Raw genomic sequence first — 15,041 nt, 5'->3', positions numbered from 1 at the left:
CTCACGCCTCCTTCTTCAGTTGATCGGCAATGCGCAGCGCCAGTGCGGCGATGGTCAGCGTCACGTTGACGGTGCCCACCGTCGGCATGGTGGAACTGCTGCTGATGAACAGGTTCGGGTGGTCGAAGGTGCGGCAGTCCTTGTCGACCACGGCGTCCTTCGGGTCGGCCCCCATGATGGTTGCGCCGGTGATGTGGTTGTTGGGCGCGAACTCATCATTGAATTGCACGTCGGTGCCGCCCAGCACCTTGGCGGCCGTGGCGTACACCTGGCGCGTATGCACGGCGCTGCGTTTGACGTAATCGTCGATGCGGTACGTGATCTCGGGGCGCGGAATACCGATGGCGTCCACCTCGGTGGTGCTCGGCACGATGCGGTTCTCGGGCAGCGGCAGGATCTCGTGAAAGCTGTCGAACTCCACGAAGCGCGCGGCCTGATCGCGAATGCGCGCATCCAGTTCGGCGGGCTTGATGAGCTTGCCCTCCTTGAAGATGCGCTGCGTCTCCTGCTCGATGCGCGAGATGTTCGACAGGTGCAGTTTCTTGCCCGCCTGCGTGGCGCGGAACGGCCCATCGCGAAAGCCGATCAGCGAAGTCATCTCCTGCGGCCCGCGCCCCGGCCACAGCTTGCGGTCGGCATAGAAGCTCACGCCGGTACCGGGGTGGTCCATCAGGTTGCGGCCCACCATGTCGGAGCTGTTGCCCACACCCTTGGGGAAGTCCTGGCTGGTCGACATCAACATCAGCTTGGGCGTTTCAATACCGTTGGCGGCCAGCACGAACCACTTGCCTTCCACGCGGTGCTCGGCACCCTTCGCATCCTTGTAGCGCGCGGCGACGATACGTTTGTTGGCGCCCACCTCCAGCTTGAAGACCACGGCGTTCTCGATCACGCGTGCGCCGGCCTGCTCGGCTTTCTCCACATGGAAGATGCCGTTGTACATCGCGCCAATCGGGCAGATCGGCATGCAGTTGTTGTTACCGCAGCAGGTCGGTCGGCCATCGTAGGGGCGGCTGTTGCGCGCCACCGGCTCGGTCACCACGTGGAAGTCCGGGTCGTACCCGTTGAGCGCTTCCTTGATGGTGCGCTCGTTGAACGACAGCGGCAGCGGCGTCATCGGATACGGCTGGCTGCGCGGGGAGCCAAGCTCCTCGTCGTTCGGGCCCCATACGCCCAGGGCTTCTTCAGCGCGACCGTAGTAGCGCTCCAGATCGCTGTACTGCAAGGGCCAATCGCGCGCGATGCCGTACACGCTGCGCAACTTGAAATCGTTCGGCATGAAGCGCCAGGCAGACGCCGCCCAGTGCCATGTCGTGCCGCCCACCGCACGGATGTATTGCGAGTTGAATTTGTGCTCACCCTTGAGGATCAGGTAGTTGTTGGGCGGGCCGTATTCCGGATGCGGCGCCCACGATGTGGATGGATACGGCGCCATGAAATCCATCTTGTCGGCCTGATTGCGGAAGCGCTCGACGATCTCCCAGCGCGGCAGGCGCGGGCCGGCTTCGAGCATCAGTACCGACTTGCCTGCGCGCGCCAGTTCGTATGCCACCAGCGCGCCGGCCACGCCGGAGCCCACCACCACGATGTCCGCCTGTTGAGCGGCTTGTTGGGTATCAGCCATCAGGCTTGCCTCTCGACAGGGGGCTCGGCCCAGAAGCCGGGCTGGTTGGGGCAGTACGTGCGGATGACCAGCGTGTCGGACACCACGCTGTACATCAGCGCCTGCTCGTATGTGACGACGTTGCCGTCGACCACGCCCAGGTACCATGCCTCCAGAATGCGCAACGCGATCTTCTGCTGCGCCTCGGACAGCGCACCGGCCGCCAGCGATTGCGCCAGCGGCCGCAACTGCGCGACAAAGTCGCTGCCTGGCTTGCCCAGCGCAGCCAGCAACCGCGTGCCAACGGCACGGTCCAGCGTCGACCGAGCGGTCAGCGCCTGTGACAACGCCATGAACGCATCCAGCGGTTCACCGGGCGCCTGCGCCACCGCACGCAGCACCTGCGAGCCGACCAGCCCCGCAGTCGCAACAGCCAGCGTGCCCTGCAACCACTGGCGGCGCGTCAACCCGAAAGGCGCATCTGAGGGTTCAGGGGAAGGAGCATGGGTGGCCATTTCGACATCCTCTTGCAACTTTTGCGGGGGAATCAGGCGAGCGTGCTGCCGCGCGGCCCGAATTGCCAATATAGGCGGCGTTCCGCAGATCGCCAGAACCCCGGCACAAGCGCGAACCGTGCCAGGCACCCTTGCGTATGCGCAAATGGCGGTCGGCCGCGTTTGTCTATACTCGGCCCGTTCGCATGCCGCTTCCTCTTGCACCATGACCTCCATCGCTGATATCCGCACCGAATACGCCCGCGCCTCGCTCGACATCGCCGACGTCGATGCCAACCCCCTGCACCAATTCCGCCGCTGGTTTGACGAGGCGCTCAAGGCCGAGGTGGCCGAGGTCAACGCTATGACGCTCGCCACGGTCGACCCGCATGGCCAGCCGTCGGCCCGCATCGTCCTGCTCAAGAACCTGGACGAGCGCGGCTTCACCTTCTTCACCAACTACGCCAGCCACAAGGGTGAGGAGTTGGCCGCCAACCCGCATGCGGCATTGCTGTTTCACTGGATCGGGCTGGAGCGTCAGGTGCGCATTCAGGGCACCGTCGAAAAAGTGTCGGAAGCCGAGAGCGATGCCTACTACCACTCGCGCCCGCTGGGCTCGCGCCTGGGCGCCTGGGCATCGGAGCAGAGCAGCGAGGTGCCCGACCGCGCCACGCTGGAAGCGCGCGAGGCCGAATACAGCCAGCGCTTTGGCGCTAACCCGCCGCGCCCGCCGCACTGGGGCGGTTATCGCCTGCTGCCCGAGTGCCTGGAGTTCTGGCAGGGCCGCCCGTCACGCCTGCACGACCGGCTGGAATATCGCAAGCAAGCCGACGGCACCTGGAAGATCGCCCGCCTCGCCCCCTGATGGGGTGAGGTCGCCAGCGCAATGGTCTATTGCGCATTGCGTCATCCCGGCACGGCGCTTGCTGCCACGTGAGAGAAGCTATCCGCCACGCATAAGACCCGCACAGCACAATGGGAATCTTTGTCGTAAGCTAATGTGATGCGTTCGGGCGGCAATCCGATGACGGCTGCCCCGATCTTGTGCACATCTGGGAGGCGTCGACATGTTTTTCCAACAGGCGATTGACCGTAAGCTCGAGCAGTGGATCAAGGAGATCCGCGACTCCGCCAACCTCCCGGTGCGCCTGCGCCTATGGAACGGCGACCAGTACGAACTCGGCCGCTTCGACCAACCGCGTGTCACGCTCACTGTGCGCGAAGCCAGCGCCTTGCCGCTGCTGCTGTCCCCCACGCTCAACAACCTAGGTGAGGCCTACGTCCAGGAGAAGATCGACCTGGAGGGCAAGCTGGCCGACATCATCAACGTGAGCTACGGCCTGGCCACCGCAGCTGCAGCCAAGAGCGGCAACGCGCTGGCCCGCGTGGTACGCCACTTCGCGCACACGAAGGAAGGCGACAAGGAATCGATCCAGTACCACTACGACGTCTCCAACGACTTCTACAAGCTGTGGCTGGACCGGAACATGGTCTACTCCTGCGCCTACTTCGAGAACGGCGACGAAACGCTCGATGAAGCGCAGCTCAAGAAGATCGACCACATCCTCACCAAGATTCGCCTGCAGCCTGGGCAGACACTGCTCGACATCGGCTGCGGCTGGGGTGCGCTGGTGCTGCGTGCGGCGCAGAAGTACGGCGCACGCTGCCTGGGCGTGACGCTGTCGCAGAACCAGTACGACCTCGCTACCGAGCGCGTGCGCGCCGCCGGGCTGCGGGACCAGATCGAAATCCGCATCCAGGACTACCGCGACCTCACCGGCCAGTTCGACCGCATCACCAGCGTCGGCATGTTCGAACACGTCGGGCGCAAGAACCTGCCGGGCTACTTCCGCCGCATGCACGATCTGCTGGCCGACGGCGGCGTCGCCATGAACCACGGCATCACCTCGTCCGACCCAGACGGCGGCGAGAGCTCAATGGGCGGCGGCGATTTCATCGACCGCTACGTCTTCCCGCAAGGTGAGCTGCCGCATATCTCACTGGCGCTCTCTGCCGCACAGGATGGCGGCCTGGAAGCGCTTGACGTTGAAAGCCTGCGCCGCCACTATGCGCGCACGCTTGAGCACTGGGCCGAGCGCTTCGAGACCAACGGTGACACCATCCGCGCGATGGTGGGCGAGAAGAAGTACCGCATCTGGCGTGTCTATCTGGCCGGCTGCGCACACGCCTTCGACGCCGACGAGATCTCGATCTTCCAGACCGTGCTGCAGAAGGCCGGCCAGTCGGCGACGTCGATCCCGTGGTCGCGCCGCTATATCTACGCGTGACCATTTGACTGCCCGTTCACCCAACCCCGCACCCATCGACGATCTGTTCGGCGCGCCGCAAGACAACGCTGCGGCGGCCGAATCGGCCAAACCCGCTTCCAAACCCAAGCGCTCGCCTACCCGTCTGGGCGTGCAGCCAGCCGCGGTTGCGCCCGAGGTGGCTGCGCTCGCGCAGCGCCTGCCGCGCGGGCTGCGCATCGGCACGTCGTCGTGGTCGTATCCAGGGTGGGATGGGCTGGTGTATGCGGGCGAGTATTCCGATTCGATGCTCGCGCGCAAGGGACTGGCGGCCTACGCGCAGCACCCACTGCTGCGCACGGTCAGCATTGATCGCGGCTTCTATGCGCCGATTCCGCTGGCGGATTACGTGGCCTACGCGGCCAGCGTGCCGGAGGATTTCCGCTTCGCCATCAAAGCGCCCGCGGCGGTGTGCGATGCGTGGATCCGAGAGCTGGACGGGCGCGGCCGCATGGCCAACCCGGCCTTCCTGAATGCGGAATTCGCGGTGCGTGATTTTGTCGATCCGGCCGCGCGTGGGCTCGGCATGCGGTGCGGGCCACTGGTGTTCCAGCTTTCGCCACTGGGCGCGCTGGCCGAAGATGCCACCGGTTTCGTGGAGCGGCTCGAAGCGTTCCTGGCCGTGCTGCCGCCGCTTGATCCGCAACTCAATCCGGATGCGATCTATGCAGTGGAATTGCGCGATGCAACGCTGCTCACGCCACGCTTCATCAAGATGCTGCGCGCAGCCGGCGTGCGTTACTGCGTTGGCCTGCATGAACGGATGCCCGCGGCCGATCGGCAGGCCGCCGCCGTTGCACTGCTGGATGAAGGCGCGGGCGGCCCGCTCGTGGTGCGCTGGAACCTGAACAGCCGCTATCGCTACGCGCAAGCCGAGGCGGCTTACAAACCGTTCGACAAGCTCGTCGACGAAGACCCGTTCTCGCGCGAGACGCTGGCCGACATGGCAGTGGCCGCACTGGCGGCCGGACGCAAGGTAACGATCCTGGTCAGCAACAAGGCCGAGGGCTCGTCGCCGCTGTCGTGCATCAAGCTGGCCGAGGCCATCGCCGCGCGCCTGTCGGCGGACGCAACGTAGCCCCGGCCCTGCCTTACCCTTGCAAGCGGTGTGCGAACTGCTTGCGGAACTTCGCCACCTTGGGCGATATGACGAACGCGCAATAGCCTTGCGCCGGGTGGTCTCGGAAGTAGTTCTGGTGCTCTTCCTCCGCACGCCAGAAGGTCACCTTGCCATCGGCAGCATCCACCAGTTCCGTCACGATGGGCGCTTCGAAGATGTCGCTGGCGCCGATCTCGTCAATGGCCTTGCGCGCCGTCGCCAACTGCTCGGGCGATTGCGCAAAGATGGCCGAGCGGTACTGCGGGCCGACATCGTTGCCTTGCCGATCCGGCGTGGTCGGGTCATGGATGGCGAAGAAGATGTCGAGGATCTCGCGGTACGGAATCACGGCCGGGTCGAATTGCACGGCAACCACTTCGGCATGGCCCGTGTTGCCGTTGCAAACAGCGCGGTAGCTTGGGTAGTCGACATGGCCGCCGGCATAGCCGGACACCACGCTGCGCACACCCTGCACCTGCTGAAACACGGCTTCCAGGCACCAGAAGCAGCCTCCGCCCAACACAGCGGTTTCAAGTTGACGGTCTTGTTGGTTTTCCAAGGTTTCTCTCCTGAATCTGCTTCCAATTTTTGGACAGAAAGGCCGGCCACAAGGGTTAGCCTCTTATCTACTGCATGCTCTTGAACAGAATGGATCCCATCCTCGCAATGGCCGCATTGCTCTGTCCGATGGTCGCCTTCGTATCGGTGATGTAGATGGAAACCAGCAGCGGCTTTTTCCCCTCGGGATAGACAACCGCCACAATCGAGCGCGATCCATAACCACCCGCCCCGGTTTTGTCGGCGATTTCCCATTGGGGCGGCAGCGCTTTCCTCAGCAGATCATCGGCGACTTTGTCGTTGCGCATCCAGAGCTTCAGTTCAGCCTTTGCGTTTTTGGACAGGCCGTCGCTAAAGAAAATCTGGTTCAAGCTGTTGACGGCCGCTATCGGCGTCGTGGTATCGCGAAGGTCCCCTGGCGTCCCCTCATTGAGCTCGGGCTCCTTGCGATCCAGACGCGTTGCCTTGTCGCCAATCGATCGCATGAACCCGTTGAAGCCCTGCACACCGCCAATCTTCTCCAGCACCTTGTTGGCTGCCGTGTTGTCGCTGTAGCTCACGGCGGCTTCACACAGCTGAGCATTGGTGGCCGACTGCAGTTTCTCTGTAATCGGGGAGTAGGTCACCAGATCGCTCTTGGAAATTGCGGTGATATCACTGAGCCCAAGCTTCCTTTGATCGACCTTTTCAAGCAGGGCGGCACAGAGGTAGGCCTTGTGCGTGCTGTTGATCGGGAAAGCCTCATCGCCTCGGTAGTTCCAGATGTAACCAGACTCCTTGTCGATTACGGCGATACCAATTCTGGCCTTGAGACTGGCCTCTTCGGATTTGGCAGCCTGCAGCAACCACTGCGCGTTGAATGCATGCGCGTTGAAACTCGCGGCCAGCATGCCAGCCATCAGGGTGAAGAACTTATTTGTCTTAGCAATCATCAGTGCAACGATTTGAAATCCATTGAAAGACGCCCGAGCGTGCTTTACGGCGGCCGTTACCGTTTGACACCGGGCTTGCCGAAGCGCTGCGTCAAAAATGTAACGCATGGATATCAGAGCCGCTTTTCTTTGGGAGCACACGATGCCATTGGTCGGCGGAGCACGCACTTCCTGACATGTGCACTTTGCATCACGCAAAGCCCTACCTACCGGCGGCCTATCGGACGTCCGTTACAATTGAGCATTACTTTCGGTAGTTTGCATGGACCACCACGGAGCCATTCCCATGGATGCGCGCGACAGCGCGTCGTCCGCGCGCGAGCCTTCGGCGGCGCATGGCAGCGCCGCCCCGCCTGATTTCGACGCAGCCCATTTCCGGCACGCGCTGTCCCAATTTGCGACGGGTGTGACGGTTGTCACCACGCGCTCGGAGGGCGGCCCGGGTCAGCCGGCGTTCGTCGGTGTGACGGCCAGCTCGTTCAACTCGGTGTCGCTGGACCCGCCGCTGGTGCTGTGGAGCCTGGGCACGCAGGCGAATTCGTTTCCGCTGTTCCACAGCGGTTCGCACTACGTCATCAACATCCTGTCGGCAGCGCAGTTGGAACTGTGCAAGCGCTTCGCCACCCTCAAGGGCGACCGCTTTGCCAACGTCGACTACACCCTGAGCCCGACCGGCCTGCCGATCCTCGCGCAGTCACTGGCCTGGTTCGAGTGCCATAACCGCAGCCGCTACGACGAGGGCGACCACGTCATCTTCGTTGGCGAAGTCGAGCGCTGTGGCGTGGTTGCGCCGGACGGTGCGCCACTGGTGTTCCATCGCGGCGAATTCTCGTCGCTCACACAGATCGGCAAATAGCCCGCCACATCACGCGGGAGCCGTCGCCTTGCTCGGCGCTTGCGCTTCGATGCCCCAATCGCCGAATGCATACCAGTCATCGCCAAGCAGTTCGGCGGGGTGCTGCGTGCGGCCCGAGCCGTTGCCGCAGCCCAATGCGTTGGTGGAGCAATACTTGTCGCAGCCCCAGCAGATGCGCTCGGGGTGCACAGGATGCAGCGGAAACTTTTTGGCCATGGCCCGCTCCGGTCGACAACACAGGTCGACTATCCGCGCACGCTGGCCGTAGGGGATTGATCCCCGTCAGAAACTAGCTCGCTTTGCCGCGTTTGCCTGCCCCGGCCTCCAACGGGCGGACACCGCGTGCCTCCATCAACAGCGCCAACCCACCGTCGCGTTCCTTGATGGTGCGCAGGACGATGTTCGAGCGGATGTCCATCACGCCCGGCGTCTTGTACAGCCGCTCGATGATGAACTCCGAGTAGTGCTGCAGGTTAGGCGCCTGCACGCGCAGGATGTAGTTGCAATCCCCGGTGATGATGTAGGCGGCCACGATCTCGGGCCAGCTCTGCACGGCGGCCATGAAGGTCTCGTGCCAGCCAGTCACGTCCTGGCGCATCGACACCTGCACGATTGCCTCCAGCTCCAGCCCCAGCGCCGCACGGCCCAGTTGCGCCCGGTAGCCGGTGATGGCGCCGCCCTCCTCCAGCATCCGCACGCGCCGCAGGCAGGCCGACGGCGACAGCGCCACGCGCTCGGCCAGATCCTGGTTACTGATGCGGCCATCTTCCTGCAAGACCTGGAGAATGCGCAGATCGGTGGTATCGAGTTGCATCTGTCGTCGTTCTTTGCGTCATTTCGTTTATATGTTGAATTTTATGCGAATTCAGCTGAATCACACGCACGAATATGCAAACCCATTGCGCGCGGATTTCCCTATCATTTCGGCACGGATTCACCGAGTTTTCTGCCCTGGAGCCGCCTTGGAACGCACTTTGTGGGACATCAGCCCCGCCCTCTCGACCACCACGCCCACTTGGCCCGGCGACACGCCGTTTTCGCAGGAAATTGCGTGGAAGCTCGAAGGTGATTGCCCGGTCAACGTCGGGCGCATCACGCTGTCGCCGCACACGGGCGCGCATGCGGATGCGCCGCTGCACTATCACGCAGATGGCGCGGCCATCGGGCAAGTGCCGCTGGACGCTTATCTCGGACCCTGCCGCGTCATTCACTGTGTAGGCGTGGCGCGCGTTGAGCCGGAACACGTGCGTGATGCGCTCGCTGACACCCCGCCCCGCGTGCTGCTGCGCACGTACGCACAGATGCCGCAGACCACGTGGGACGACCACTTCGCCGCTGTCGCACCCGAGACCATCGAGCTGCTGGCCGCGCACGGCGTCAAGCTGATCGGCGTCGACACCGCCTCGCTCGACCCGCAGACCTCCAAGACCATGGATGCGCACCACGCCGTCGGCAAACATGGCCTCGCCATCCTCGAAGGGCTGGTGCTCGACGCCGTACCCGCCGGTGACTATGAGTTGATCGCCCTGCCGCTCAAGTTCGCCACGCTCGATGCGAGCCCGGTGCGCGCCGTGCTGCGCAGTCTGCCCTGATCCACAGAACACCAACGCATTCATCGCCCCCACATCACCATGACCTTGACCCGCAACTCCTGTCTCGAACGCGACGCGGCCGATCCGATCGCCCCGCTGCGCGACGCCTTTGCACTGCCCGACGGCGTGATCTACCTGGATGGCAACTCGCTTGGCGCGCGCCCGAAAGCTGCGTTGGCCCGCGCGCAGGAAGTCGTCGCCAATGAATGGGGCGACGGCCTGATCCGCAGCTGGAATTCGGCTGGCTGGTTCGAACTGCCACGCCGCCTGGGCAACAAGCTCGCCCCGCTGATCGGCGCGCGTGAAGACGAAGTGGTCGTCACCGACACCACGTCGATCAACCTGTTCAAGGTGCTGGCCGCCGCGATTCGCGTGCAGCGTGAAGACGCGCCGAATCGCAAGATCATCGTCTCGGAAACGCACAACTTCCCGACCGACCTGTACATCGCCGAAGGGCTGGCCGATCTGCTGCGCGACGGCTACAAGCTGCGCCTGATCAATTCGCCCGACGAACTGGAAGATGCGCTGGGTGATGACGTGGCCGTCACCATGCTCACGCACGTGAACTACAAGAGCGGGCACATGTACGACATGGCGGCCGTCTCCGCGCTGGCGCACAAGCACGGCGCGCTGGCGATCTGGGATCTGGCGCACTCGGCCGGCGCGGTGCCTGTGGACCTGCACGCAGGCGGCGCGGATTACGCCATCGGCTGCACGTACAAATACCTGAACGGCGGCCCGGGTTCGCCGGCCTTCGTGTGGGTCTCGCCGGCTCTGCGCGAGCGCTTCTGGCAGCCGCTGTCAGGCTGGTGGGGCCACGCGCGGCCGTTCGCGATGGAGTCGCGCTACGACGCGGACGCCGGCATCGGCCGCTTCCTGTGCGGCACGCAGCCGATCACGTCGATGGCGATGGTCGAATGCGGGCTCGACATCTTCGCGCAGACTTCGATGGCTGCGCTACGCAGCAAATCCTTGGCGCTCACCGACCTCTTCATCACGCTGGTGGAAACGCGTTGCGCGGGCTTCCCGCTCACGCTCGCCACGCCGCGCGACCATGCCGTGCGCGGCAGCCACGTCAGCTACGAACACCCGAATGGCTATGCCGTGGTGCAGGCACTGATCGCGCGCGGCGTGATCGGCGACTACCGCGAGCCGCAGATCATGCGCTTCGGCTTCACGCCGCTGTACACGAGCTTTGCCGATGTGTGGGATGCGGTGGAGATCCTGCGCGACGTGCTGGAAACCGGCGCGTGGCAGTCAGCCCAATTCAACGAACGTACGCTGGTGACCTGAGATGTCGAATCCGATTGAACCGATCAAGCCCGTGGCATCGGGCTGCCCCATGCACGCGGCACAGGGCAACGAAGGCGACGGCTGGCACAGCGCCCAGCTCGATTTCTCGCAGTCGATGAGCTATGGGGACTACCTCGCGCTCGACCAGATCCTGAACGCACAACACCCGCGCTCGCCGGATCACAACGAGATGCTCTTCATCGTGCAGCACCAGACCACAGAGTTGTGGATGAAGCTGATGCTGCACGAGTTGCGTGCGGCGCGTGCCTGCGTGCGCAACGACGATCTGCCGCCCGCGTTCAAGATGCTGGCGCGTGTGTCGCGCATCATGGATCAGCTCGTGCAGGCGTGGAACGTGCTCGCCACGATGACGCCTCCAGAGTACTCGGCCATGCGTCCGCACCTGGGGCAGTCGTCGGGCTTCCAGTCGTATCAATACCGTGAGATCGAGTTCATCCTCGGCAACAAGAATGCGGCGATGCTCAAGCCGCATGCACATCGGCCCGAGCATTACGAGCAGGTGAAGGCCGCGCTGGAGACGCCGTCGCTGTATGACGAAGCCGTGCGTTACATGGCGCGCCACGGCTTTGCGTTCGATGCGGATTGCGTTGAGCGTGACTGGTCGCGACCTGTCACCTACAACGCTTCAGTGGAAGCCGCATGGCTGGAGGTCTATCGCGACCCGACGCACCACTGGGAGTTGTACGAACTGGCTGAGAAGTTTGTCGACCTGGAGGATGCCTTCCGCCAATGGCGCTTCCGCCATGTGACCACGGTGGAACGCGTGATCGGCTTCAAGCGCGGCACGGGCGGCACCGAAGGTGTGGGCTATCTGCGCAAGATGTTGGATGTGGTGTTGTTTCCGGAGCTTTGGAAGTTGCGGACGGATTTGTAGTTGGTATTGATGGTGCGCGTTGGCGAGGAGGTCTAGTCGAGCCTCAAAGGAAATGCGTGTTGGGAGACATGCGCCTCTGCTGAAATGAACATGCCGCCATAGTCGGCGGCATGTTGAGAGGGGTCACTTAGTCTGGCTTAGAGAGCAATTTGAGGCGTCAAGCCCTTCAGGCAGAAATCGCCAGCATATTTAGCGTTCTTTTCATCCTCGCAAAACTCGCTGATCATTTGTCTTCCTACGGGGTGCCGCAGCGTTGGGCGCTCGCTGAGATTGAGTAAGCCCCAGTGAGTGAGGCTATCCGAGGAGAAATTGATCTTCCGGATTTCGCTCATGGCAAATGGAATTTCATAAATGTCATCACGCTTGGTATTACCGTAGCGATCAACTAACCCCGCGTTCAGAACAATGCGAACTTCGTCGACTTGCTGGTCGGGGAAGTACTTGACGATGTTTTTGAAAATGCGCTCCATGCCAAACGCGGCATTCGACATGTCAGGGCCGGGAGACACGCCTGCCAACTTCCAGACAATTCTCAGCTCAGTCTTTCCTGCGTCCTTGGTCTCGGTCACGCTGAGGATATGACTGTCGATGTCTTGGATCGTTTTGGGAGGCTTCTCTCCACAAGCAGAGAGAAGCACGGCAGCAACCATGCACACGCCAATTTGTTTTGCTTTTAGCTCCATTTTTTCTCCATTGGTTTCTGAGCCATCGTGCTAGATGTGGCAGATGATGCCAGACGAGGAGCCCAAATGCTCCACGCTCGTCTCGCCACACCCGGTCAATGCTGACAACGAGATTATCGATGGCATGCCGCTTGTTGTGTTCAATTAGCTTGTCATTGTTTTCCCTTCGAACTCGCACAAGATAAAGCGCGCTTCTAGGTTTATCTCACACCCGCTCAGCAGCCTCCTCTCTTTTGCCTCCCTGCAACACAAACCCAAGGCATCGAACAAAAATCCAAGGCTCCGCATAGGGCAGGAAGAGCCAACCCCTTCGTACGCCAACGCCAAAGCTAATTCCGGTAGACCCTCAAAGGGGTTACACGGCCGGCTCGACCACTTGGCCAAGCCGCGCCGCAAACTCTCGCAGCGCGGGCGCCAGCTCGTCGCGAATGCGTTCGGCATCGGCCGCCGTGTACGGCGCGCTGCAGCTCACCACGTACGGCTCACGCTGGCTTGGCGCGAAAAACGCCACGGCACATGCGTGGATGGCCGGGTGCCAGTCGCGCAGCGATACAGCGTAGCCCTCACGCACACCGGCTTTCACGGCATCGGCCGCTGCCGCACCTTCTGCGGCCCACTGCGCGGGCTGCTGCGTGCGCAACGCCTCATAAAGGCGCTCACGCTTTGCCGTCGGCAGCGAGGCCAGGTACGCCCGCCCCATCGAACTCGACAGCAGCGACAGCCGCGAGCCCACGCCCAGCCCCGCCGAACCGCTCATCGATGGGCTGTCATGGCGGATCGTTTCCAGGTAGACCATGTCCAGCCGATCGCGCTTGCCCAGCGAGATCGACACGCCGTACTTCTGCGCAAACGCGCTCATGTGCGGGCGCGCGAGTTGGATGACGTCGCTCGATGCTAGGTAGGCAAAGCCGAGCGCCAGTACGCCTGCATCCAGCCCGTATTTGCCAAGCGCTTCGTCGTATCGCAGATAACCGAGCGAGACCAATGTGCCCGCCAGTCGACTGACCGTGGCTTTGGGAAAGCCCGTGCGCCGCACGAATTCCTGGTTGCCGAGCAGCGTGTCGCCGGGGCGGAAGGCGCGCAGCAACTCCAGCCCGCGTGCGAGCGCCGTGACGAAGTTCGGATCGCTCGACTCAACGGGCGAGGTGTCGAATTCGGGATCGGGGAGACGGGTTGTGCTCATGGCAAAAAAGCCCTGGAAATCGTCGGTAGTTGGGCTATGATAGCTCTAAATTTCGAAACTGTGTTCCGCATCTCGGAACAACAAAGACTCGGAGACTACTGCTGTGACTGCTCGCAATGCCGCTCCTAACGCCTTTAGCTGGGCCGATCCCCTGCTGCTCGACCAACAACTGACCGACGACGAGCGCATGGTGCGCGACGCCGCCGCGTCGTACTGCCAGGACAAGCTGATGCCGCGCGTGCTGGAATCGTTCCGGCATGAGAAGACCGATGCGTCGATCTTCCGCGAGATGGGCGAGCTCGGCCTGCTCGGCCCGACGATTCCCGAGCAGTACGGCGGCCCCGGCCTGAACTACGTCAGCTACGGCCTGATCGCGCGCGAAGTGGAGCGCGTGGATTCGGGCTACCGCTCGATGATGAGCGTGCAGTCGTCGCTGGTGATGGTGCCGATCTATGAATTCGGCAGCGAAGCGCAAAAGCAGAAGTACCTGCCCAAGCTGGCCACCGGCGAGTGGATCGGCTGCTTCGGCCTGACCGAGCCGAACCACGGCTCCGACCCGGCCTCGATGATCACGCGCGCCAAGAAGGTCGACGGCGGCTACTCGCTGTCGGGCGCCAAGATGTGGATCACCAACTCGCCTATCGCCGACGTATTTGTCGTGTGGGGCAAGCTGCCGAATGACAAGGGCGAGGACGAGATCCGCGGCTTCATTCTGGAAAAGGGCTGGAAGGGTCTGACGGCACCGGCCATTCACGGCAAGGTCGGCCTGCGTACGTCGATTACCGGCGAGATCGTGCTGGACGAAGTGTTCGTGCCGGAAGAAAACCTGATGCCCGGCGTGCGCGGCCTGAAGGGCCCGTTCACGTGCCTGAACTCGGCACGCTACGGCATCGCGTGGGGTGCGCTGGGTGCGGCGGAAGACTGCTGGCACCGCGCGCGCCAATACGTGCTGGACCGCAAGCAGTTTGGTCGTCCGCTCGCCGCCAACCAGCTCGTGCAGAAGAAGCTGGCCGACATGCAGACCGAAATCACGCTCGGCCTGCAAGGCTGCCTGCGCCTGGGCCGCATGAAGGACGAAGGCACGGCCGCAGTGGAAATCACCTCGATCATGAAGCGCAATTCGTGCGGCAAGTCGCTCGACATTGCCCGCATGGCGCGCGACATGCTCGGCGGCAACGGCATCTCCGATGAATTCGGTGTGATCCGCCACGTGGTGAACCTGGAAGTGGTGAATACGTACGAAGGCACGCACGACATCCACGCGCTGATCCTGGGTCGCGCGCAGACGGGTATTCAGGCTTTCTTCTAATTGCGCTTTTCATTTTGGGCGGGTTGGTGCACACTCGCGCACTACCCGCCGCATCCTCTCGCCCGTCCTGGGCACTGTCGTTCTCTCCCCTGTGGTCTTCCCCGCGTTATATAAATTTGCAAATGATCGGGATACGTCTCGCCGCATGAATCGGCCCTGGGCGCCCGTCTATGCTTCGCTCCAAGTGCCAGCGGATCGAATCACTGACACGGCCCTCACACCGATAAAACGTGCGCGC

16 protein-coding genes are annotated in these 15,041 nt (G+C 62.9%); 8 read left to right on the top strand and 8 right to left on the bottom strand.

The window, feature by feature from the left end; translation table 11 throughout:
- Position 1: 1 nt before the first annotated feature.
- Entirely contained in the window at positions 2-1,624 is a 1,623-nt protein-coding gene (locus ACS13N_RS12140; RefSeq protein WP_438931888.1) for a GMC family oxidoreductase, read from the bottom strand.
- The gene (locus ACS13N_RS12135) at positions 1,624-2,118 is read right to left on the bottom strand and encodes a sugar dehydrogenase complex small subunit (protein ID WP_438931887.1); all 495 of its coding nucleotides are present in this window, start codon (positions 2,116-2,118) and stop codon (positions 1,624-1,626) included. The genes ACS13N_RS12140 and ACS13N_RS12135 overlap by 1 nt, the downstream gene beginning before the upstream one ends.
- A gap of 205 nt (positions 2,119-2,323) precedes the next feature.
- Here ACS13N_RS12135 and pdxH point away from each other — a divergent pair, with 205 nt between their 5' ends.
- From pdxH to ACS13N_RS12120, 3 genes are all read left to right on the top strand, one after another.
- Positions 2,324-2,962, top strand: coding sequence for a pyridoxamine 5'-phosphate oxidase (pdxH, locus tag ACS13N_RS12130; protein ID WP_438931886.1), 639 nt, complete (start codon positions 2,324-2,326; stop codon positions 2,960-2,962).
- Between the two features lie 202 nt (positions 2,963-3,164).
- Positions 3,165-4,385, top strand: a complete 1,221-nt coding sequence (locus tag ACS13N_RS12125; RefSeq protein ID WP_438931885.1) for a class I SAM-dependent methyltransferase — start codon at positions 3,165-3,167, stop codon at positions 4,383-4,385.
- A 4-nt stretch (positions 4,386-4,389) separates the two neighbouring features.
- A complete protein-coding gene (locus ACS13N_RS12120) occupies positions 4,390-5,481 on the top strand; it encodes a DUF72 domain-containing protein (protein WP_438931884.1) in 1,092 nt (363 codons plus the stop codon).
- Between the two features lie 13 nt (positions 5,482-5,494).
- On the opposite strand, the gene msrA is transcribed toward ACS13N_RS12120, so the two are convergent.
- Positions 5,495-6,061 (bottom strand): peptide-methionine (S)-S-oxide reductase MsrA, encoded by a 567-nt coding sequence (msrA, locus tag ACS13N_RS12115; protein WP_438931883.1) that lies wholly within the window; start codon positions 6,059-6,061, stop codon positions 5,495-5,497.
- Between the two features lie 67 nt (positions 6,062-6,128).
- Complete coding sequence (gene bla / locus ACS13N_RS12110) at positions 6,129-6,992, bottom strand: class A beta-lactamase (RefSeq protein ID WP_438931882.1); 864 nt, start codon at positions 6,990-6,992, stop codon at positions 6,129-6,131.
- A 286-nt stretch (positions 6,993-7,278) separates the two neighbouring features.
- Between bla and ACS13N_RS12105 the strand changes: the two genes are divergently transcribed.
- A complete protein-coding gene (locus ACS13N_RS12105) occupies positions 7,279-7,848 on the top strand; it encodes a flavin reductase family protein (RefSeq protein ID WP_438931881.1) in 570 nt (189 codons plus the stop codon).
- 9 nt (positions 7,849-7,857) lie between these two features.
- On the opposite strand, the gene ACS13N_RS12100 is transcribed toward ACS13N_RS12105, so the two are convergent.
- A complete protein-coding gene (locus tag ACS13N_RS12100) occupies positions 7,858-8,064 on the bottom strand; it encodes a DUF3079 domain-containing protein (RefSeq protein WP_438931880.1) in 207 nt (68 codons plus the stop codon).
- Between the two features lie 73 nt (positions 8,065-8,137).
- Positions 8,138-8,662, bottom strand: a complete 525-nt coding sequence (locus ACS13N_RS12095; protein ID WP_438931879.1) for an Lrp/AsnC family transcriptional regulator — start codon at positions 8,660-8,662, stop codon at positions 8,138-8,140.
- A 148-nt stretch (positions 8,663-8,810) separates the two neighbouring features.
- Between ACS13N_RS12095 and kynB the strand changes: the two genes are divergently transcribed.
- From kynB to kynA, 3 genes are read left to right on the top strand one after another with little or no spacing between them, the layout of a single operon-like run.
- Positions 8,811-9,440 carry an arylformamidase gene (kynB, locus tag ACS13N_RS12090; RefSeq protein WP_438931878.1) on the top strand — a complete coding sequence of 210 codons (630 nt, stop codon included), beginning with the start codon at positions 8,811-8,813 and terminating at the stop codon, positions 9,438-9,440.
- A gap of 39 nt (positions 9,441-9,479) precedes the next feature.
- Positions 9,480-10,733: a kynureninase gene (kynU, locus tag ACS13N_RS12085; RefSeq protein WP_438931877.1), complete on the top strand. Its 1,254-nt coding sequence runs from the start codon at positions 9,480-9,482 to the stop codon at positions 10,731-10,733.
- A gap of 49 nt (positions 10,734-10,782) precedes the next feature.
- Complete coding sequence (gene kynA, locus ACS13N_RS12080) at positions 10,783-11,628, top strand: tryptophan 2,3-dioxygenase (RefSeq protein WP_438932844.1); 846 nt, start codon at positions 10,783-10,785, stop codon at positions 11,626-11,628.
- A 137-nt stretch (positions 11,629-11,765) separates the two neighbouring features.
- Here the strand turns inward: kynA and ACS13N_RS12075 are convergent, their stop codons facing one another.
- Both ACS13N_RS12075 and ACS13N_RS12070 read right to left on the bottom strand, forming a co-directional pair.
- Positions 11,766-12,311, bottom strand: coding sequence for a hypothetical protein (locus ACS13N_RS12075; protein WP_438931876.1), 546 nt, complete (start codon positions 12,309-12,311; stop codon positions 11,766-11,768).
- Positions 12,312-12,666: 355 nt separating this feature from the next.
- Complete coding sequence (locus ACS13N_RS12070) at positions 12,667-13,494, bottom strand: IclR family transcriptional regulator (protein WP_438931875.1); 828 nt, start codon at positions 13,492-13,494, stop codon at positions 12,667-12,669.
- A gap of 103 nt (positions 13,495-13,597) precedes the next feature.
- On the opposite strand from ACS13N_RS12070, the gene ACS13N_RS12065 reads away from it, so the two are divergent.
- Complete coding sequence (locus ACS13N_RS12065) at positions 13,598-14,803, top strand: acyl-CoA dehydrogenase (protein WP_438931874.1); 1,206 nt, start codon at positions 13,598-13,600, stop codon at positions 14,801-14,803.
- The last annotated feature ends 238 nt before the right edge of the window (positions 14,804-15,041 follow it).

The organism is Ralstonia sp. 24A2 (assembly GCF_051783885.1).
Lineage (GTDB): Bacteria > Pseudomonadota > Gammaproteobacteria > Burkholderiales > Burkholderiaceae > Ralstonia.
Note: the sequence above shows the minus strand (reverse complement) of the source record. Positions and strands in the feature narration are given on the sequence as shown.

Excerpts from the sequence above, each read along its gene's own strand:
- ACS13N_RS12105 (WP_438931881.1), top strand. The coding sequence starts at position 7,279 with ATGGATGCGCGCGACAGCGCGTCGTCCGCGCGCGAGCCTTCGGCGGCG.
- ACS13N_RS12135 (WP_438931887.1), bottom strand. The coding sequence starts at position 2,118 with ATGGCCACCCATGCTCCTTCCCCTGAACCCTCAGATGCGCCTTTCGGG.
- ACS13N_RS12100 (WP_438931880.1), bottom strand. The coding sequence starts at position 8,064 with ATGGCCAAAAAGTTTCCGCTGCATCCTGTGCACCCCGAGCGCATCTGC.
- ACS13N_RS12075 (WP_438931876.1), bottom strand. The coding sequence starts at position 12,311 with ATGGAGCTAAAAGCAAAACAAATTGGCGTGTGCATGGTTGCTGCCGTG.
- ACS13N_RS12070 (WP_438931875.1), bottom strand. The coding sequence starts at position 13,494 with ATGAGCACAACCCGTCTCCCCGATCCCGAATTCGACACCTCGCCCGTT.
- bla (WP_438931882.1), bottom strand. The coding sequence starts at position 6,992 with ATGATTGCTAAGACAAATAAGTTCTTCACCCTGATGGCTGGCATGCTG.
- ACS13N_RS12125 (WP_438931885.1), top strand. The coding sequence starts at position 3,165 with ATGTTTTTCCAACAGGCGATTGACCGTAAGCTCGAGCAGTGGATCAAG.
- ACS13N_RS12095 (WP_438931879.1), bottom strand. The coding sequence starts at position 8,662 with ATGCAACTCGATACCACCGATCTGCGCATTCTCCAGGTCTTGCAGGAA.
- kynU (WP_438931877.1), top strand. The coding sequence starts at position 9,480 with ATGACCTTGACCCGCAACTCCTGTCTCGAACGCGACGCGGCCGATCCG.
- ACS13N_RS12140 (WP_438931888.1), bottom strand. The coding sequence starts at position 1,624 with ATGGCTGATACCCAACAAGCCGCTCAACAGGCGGACATCGTGGTGGTG.
- pdxH (WP_438931886.1), top strand. The coding sequence starts at position 2,324 with ATGACCTCCATCGCTGATATCCGCACCGAATACGCCCGCGCCTCGCTC.
- kynA (WP_438932844.1), top strand. The coding sequence starts at position 10,783 with ATGCACGCGGCACAGGGCAACGAAGGCGACGGCTGGCACAGCGCCCAG.